A 3272-nucleotide genomic window follows, 5' to 3' on the forward strand; every position below is an offset into this window, starting at 1 on the left:
GCCATAGTCGGGGACACGGCCCCCATTGACCCGGGCGAGGCTGTCCTCGACGTCGCGGACCACACCCCCTTGTCCGCGGCGTTCCCAGAAACCCCCGCAGCGCCCCACCGACGGCGACAGGGGGTTTCTGCGTATCCGGGGCCCGGCGGACCCGGCCAGCTCAGCGGTCGATGACGCGCAGCTCGAACCAGACGTACTTGCCGATGGGCAGCAGGTCGGCGCCCCAGCGGTCGGAGAGCTTGTCGACGAGGAAGAGCCCGCGACCGCTGACGTCCATCTCGCGCACCGGCATCAGACAGGGCAGTCCGCGCGAGGGGTCGCGCACCTCGATCCGGATCCAGCCCCGGCGGCGGACCATCCGTAACCCGAAGGCCCGGGCCCCGGTGTGGCGTACCGCGTTCCCCACGAGCTCGGAGACGAGGAGCACCGCGTACTCGGCGGTCTGGGGCGAGAGGGCCCACTGGCGGAGCACCACGCAGGAAGTGATGCGCCGGGCCGTCGCCGCCGACTCCGGGCGGGACGGCAGCCGAACCTCCCCCTCGGTCGGATTTCCGAACAACTCCAGCGCCTTGAACGCCTGTTCGTCATCCATGGTCGATGTCCAGCGCGCCGCGGTCGCGCTGCTGCGCGATCGCGGCTGATCCACACCCTCCAGGCCCGCCATGCCCACCATCATGGCCGCACGCATCGCCCTCCGGGGCCGTTCCGGAGGAATCCGCACCCCGGAACAGCCTCGGGCGCGGAAGGCTTTTGGCATATGCCTCTGGCAGAACAGTTCCCCGAACGGCCGCGCTGAGCTGCGGCGATGCCCTGCCCGATGAGGGCAGCCCGGCCGAAGGCGGCACCGGGCCTTAAGGTTGTCTTAAGGCCCGGATAATCCGCTCTGACGGATGAACTCCCCGCGCGGGACCGTCCGACCCGACTACCGGGCCACCCGTTCTGACTACCGGTCAGCCGAAGGTGGCCTTGCCCGGCCCCTCCTCGACGAAGCTGCGCATGCCCCGCTCGCGGTCCTCGGTGGCGAACAGACCGGAGAACCAGTTCCGCTCGATCGTGAGCCCGGTGTCGATGTCCGTCTCCAGCCCGGCGTCGATCGACTCCTTGGCCGCGCGCAGCGCCAGCGCGGGCCCCTTGGCCAGCTTGGCGGCCCAGGCGTGCGCCTGCTCGTGGACCTCGGCGGCCGGGACCACCCGGTCGACCAGCCCCAGCGTCAGGGCCTCCTGGGCCTTGACCATGCGGCCGGTGAAGATGAGGTCCTTGGCCCGGGAGGGGCCGATCAGCCGGGCGAGCCGCTGGGTGCCGCCCGCGCCCGGGATCAGGCCGAGGAGGATCTCCGGCTGGCCGAGCTTGGCGTCGTCCGCGGCGATCCGGAAGTCGGCGCAGAGCGCCAGCTCGCAGCCGCCGCCGAGCGCGTAGCCGGTGACGGCGGCGACGACCGGCTTGGGGATGCGGGCGACGGCGGTGAAGGCGTCCTGGAGGCCCTTGGACCGCAGGACCATCGCCGTGTGGTCCATCGCCTGCATCTCCTTGATGTCCGCGCCCGCCGCGAACACCTTCTCGCCGCCGTAGAGGATCACCGACCGCACGTCCTCGCGCCGGGTCGCCTCCTCGGCCAGCTCCCGCAGCCGGTCCTGGATCGCCACGTCCAGGGCGTTCATGGGCGGCCGGTCCAGGAGGATCGTGCCGACGCCGTCGCGTACTTCGAGGGTCACAGTCATGCACGCAGGTTAACCACTGCTAACGCCGGCGGGCCCGGTGCCGTTGGTCACAGCACCGGGCCCGCCGGGTCGGCCGGGGAGCGGGGGAAGTCCTACTTCTTCCACTCCTCCCAGTCCATGTTCCAGCCGTTGAGGCCGTTGTCGGGCTGGATGGTCTTGTCGTGGGAGTTCTTCACGATGACCACGTCGCCGATCAGCGACTTGTCGTAGAACCAGGCCGCCGGCGTCTGGTTGTCGTAGCCGCCGCGCACATCGCGCAGACCCACGCAGCCGTGGCTGGTGTTGCTGTTGCCGAAGATGGAGGACGCGCCCCAGTAGTTGCCGTGCAGGAAGGTGCCCGACGTGGACAGCCGCATGGCGTGCGGCACGTCCTTGATGTCGTACTCGCCGCCGAAGCCGACGGTGTCGCCGTTCATCCGGGTCACCTTGAGCTTCTCGCTGATGACCATCTGACCGTTGTACGTGGTCGTCGCCGGGGCGCCCGCGGAGATCGGGATGTCCTTGATCTGCTTGCCGTCGCGGACCACCTTCATCCGCTTCGCGCTCGCGTCGACGGTGGAGACCTGGCTGCGGCCGATGGTGAACGACACCTTCTTGGCCTGCTTGCCGTAGACGCCCGGCCGGCCCTCGACGCCGTCGAGGTTGAGGTCGACGGTCACCTTGGTGCCCGCCGCCCAGTACTTCTCCGGGCGGAAGTCGAGACGGTCGTTCCCGAACCAGTGGCCCTCGATCTCGACGGCGGGCTCGGCCGTCACCTTGATCGCCCGCTCCACCGCGTCGGGGTCGGTGATGCCCCGGGTGAAGTTGATGGAGACCGGCATGCCGACCCCGACGGTCGAGCCGTCCTCCGGCGTGTAGTGCCCGATGAAGGTGTTCGCCGGGACGAGTGTGGTGAAGGTGGTGTCCTTCGCCGACTCACGTCCCTCCGCGTCCTTCGCCACCGCGTGCACCGCGTACTTCGTGGCGGCGGCGAGGTGCCGCTCGGGCGTCCAGCTAGCGCCGTCGGCCGCGATCTCGCCCCCGACCTCGTTGCCCTTGGGGTCGGAGACCTTCACCGTGGTCAGCTTGCCCTGCGTGGCGCCGATCTTCAGCGCGCCGCTGGTCGCCACGGACTCCGCGCCGTCCTTCGGCGCGATGGTCACCACCGCCTGCGAGGCGGTCGTGTCCTCCTTCTTCGCGCTGCCCGCCGGCCCCTTCGTGTCCCCCGCGCCGGTGTCACCGCCGCCGCACGCCGTCACCAGCAACAGCATTGCTCCCAGAACCAGGGCCAGAAGCCCCGGTCCGCCGCGCCGCTTCCCGCTCGCCCCGGCCGATGCCCCCGATATCGGCTGCCCGTTCACTGTGGTCGTCTCCCCTCGCACGGCCCGGCTCCCGCCATGGCCCGCACCCCCGCGCGCCGAACATGCGCGCCGCCGCAAGATAATCACATCGCGAGCGGGGTGAACTCCCTCCGGAATGTCACCGTTCCGTACCAGTGGACCGGGGAGCTGTGCAGGTGGCGCGGGGTGCCGGGGCGGAGCGGCGGGGGGCGGGCGGGACACGGCGGGGGACCGG

Annotated in this window: 3 protein-coding genes; all 3 read right to left on the reverse strand. The window is 70.8% G+C overall.

Annotated features, from left to right (window positions below):
* Positions 1–160: 160 nt before the first annotated feature.
* The 3 genes from HET64_RS37705 to HET64_RS37715 all read right to left on the reverse strand — a co-directional run bounded on the left by HET64_RS37705 (position 161) and on the right by HET64_RS37715 (position 3058).
* On the reverse strand, positions 161–676 hold the full coding sequence (locus HET64_RS37705; RefSeq protein ID WP_215111740.1) for an ATP-binding protein: 516 nt from the start codon (positions 674–676) through the stop codon (positions 161–163).
* A 274-nt stretch (positions 677–950) separates the two neighbouring features.
* A complete protein-coding gene (locus HET64_RS37710; protein ID WP_215111738.1) occupies positions 951–1718 on the reverse strand; it encodes an enoyl-CoA hydratase/isomerase family protein in 768 nt (255 codons plus the stop codon).
* Between the two features lie 92 nt (positions 1719–1810).
* Positions 1811–3058: an Ig-like domain-containing protein gene (locus tag HET64_RS37715; protein WP_215111739.1), complete on the reverse strand. Its 1248-nt coding sequence runs from the start codon at positions 3056–3058 to the stop codon at positions 1811–1813.
* Between the last annotated feature and the right edge of the window lie 214 nt (positions 3059–3272).

Origin of the sequence: Streptomyces sp. McG3 (assembly GCF_018619185.1) — a bacterium.
Taxonomy (GTDB): domain Bacteria; phylum Actinomycetota; class Actinomycetes; order Streptomycetales; family Streptomycetaceae; genus Streptomyces.

What these genes read in the sequence shown, in the direction of transcription:
- HET64_RS37710 (WP_215111738.1), bottom strand. Translation starts at nt 1,718, where the DNA reads ATGACTGTGACCCTCGAAGTACGCGACGGCGTCGGCACGATCCTCCTG.
- HET64_RS37705 (WP_215111740.1), bottom strand. Translation starts at nt 676, where the DNA reads ATGATGGTGGGCATGGCGGGCCTGGAGGGTGTGGATCAGCCGCGATCG.